Genomic DNA, 1,285 nt, shown 5'->3' on the forward strand with positions numbered 1-1,285 from the left:
CGTGACGGAAATTTCGGCGGTTCCGGCTTACAACCCCCAGTTAAAACTTACAAAACACTTACAATCATATGCTTAGAAAGTTAATGCTAACCGTTAGAACTTAATCCCGACTTTGATTTTCTGTTGGCTCTGCAACATATTTTGTTTCACTAGATTGAACTTCTTCATCTGCTGCTGCTGCTTTTGAATAGATGATATATCATCAAGCTTAAAGCTCTTATCATTTGATAGTTTTCTGTCAATCCCTTTTACTCCTAAATTCTGTAACTGCCAGTCATTACGATGAGCGGTTTTCCATCCTTGTTGAATGCCGTTCTTGTCCAGGGCGGGGATCTTGACTTCCTTTTGACCTAGTTTTTTTAGCTTAACTAAATCTCCTTTCTTCACGCTTTCACGCTGTACCAAATCTCCAAAACCAGCGCCCCAATAGGTTTTTTCTACACCTTTGTTAAGCGTCTTGAGTTTAAGGAAGTGTTGTTTGGGCTTACTCTTATCATGCTGATAGTGGTCATAGCCTACATCAACAACCTCATATACGCCTTTCTGCCGTTTGGGAGCTGAGGCGTGAGCATCCTTAATAGACTGATTCAACCCTTGTGTTTGTTTATGAGTAGCTTTTACATCATAACCCTTCAAGATAAGCTCATTACAAAAGCCCGTCCTGATCTCTCTTAAATCTTTTTTCTTTATATCCGTTCTCTTACCATCAGTATCTTTGATTCGAAACACCACATGCACATGTGGATGCTCTTTCTTATCCTCGTGATAACCCAGTACAAAGCGATTATTAGGATACTTTTTATTAAGCGTTTTTCTGACAGAATCAAGTAAACCTTCCGGCTTAACCTTCGCCGAAACAGGAGGGGAAAACACAATATTTTGTGTGATTTTTTTATTTTCTCGCCCTTTGTCATCATGTACGTGTTGAGCGTCATTGGCAGCGTCTACCATGTGTTCTTTAGCTTCTTTGATTTCTTCGCCCTGCCAAACCTGCCCGCTCTCGTTCATCACTGAAAGCTGCGATTCCCTACTCATATAATCAATGCTATTTTTGATACCTTGCCGGGTTACTGCGCCACCAGATATTTTTACAACCACCTCCTTGCTTGCCCCCTTCCGGTTAATTTTTTCCCGCACATTTTTTTTGTAATTTTCACCACCGTTTTTAACTTTATGAGCAAATGCAGACTTACGACCATTTTCGGAAGACTTACGTTTTACCCTATAATCTTTTTCTACGAAAACACCCATAACTAAACCTCAACCTTATTAGAAACTGTTCGAC

1 protein-coding gene is annotated in these 1,285 nt (G+C 40.1%); it reads right to left on the reverse strand.

Annotated features, from left to right (window positions below; genetic code table 11):
• Positions 1-93: 93 nt before the first annotated feature.
• The gene (ddp2, locus tag OQV04_RS24700) at positions 94-1,251 is read right to left on the reverse strand and encodes a DNA distortion polypeptide 2 (protein ID WP_000538023.1); all 1,158 of its coding nucleotides are present in this window, start codon (positions 1,249-1,251) and stop codon (positions 94-96) included.
• Positions 1,252-1,285 lie beyond the last annotated feature (34 nt).

The sequence above is a fragment of the Escherichia sp. Lx600-2 genome, assembly GCF_036662595.1.
Taxonomy (GTDB): domain Bacteria; phylum Pseudomonadota; class Gammaproteobacteria; order Enterobacterales; family Enterobacteriaceae; genus Escherichia; species Escherichia coli.

Bases quoted from the DNA above. Each gene is read 5' to 3' on its own strand.
- ddp2 (WP_000538023.1), bottom strand. From the start codon at position 1,251: ATGGGTGTTTTCGTAGAAAAAGATTATAGGGTAAAACGTAAGTCTTCC.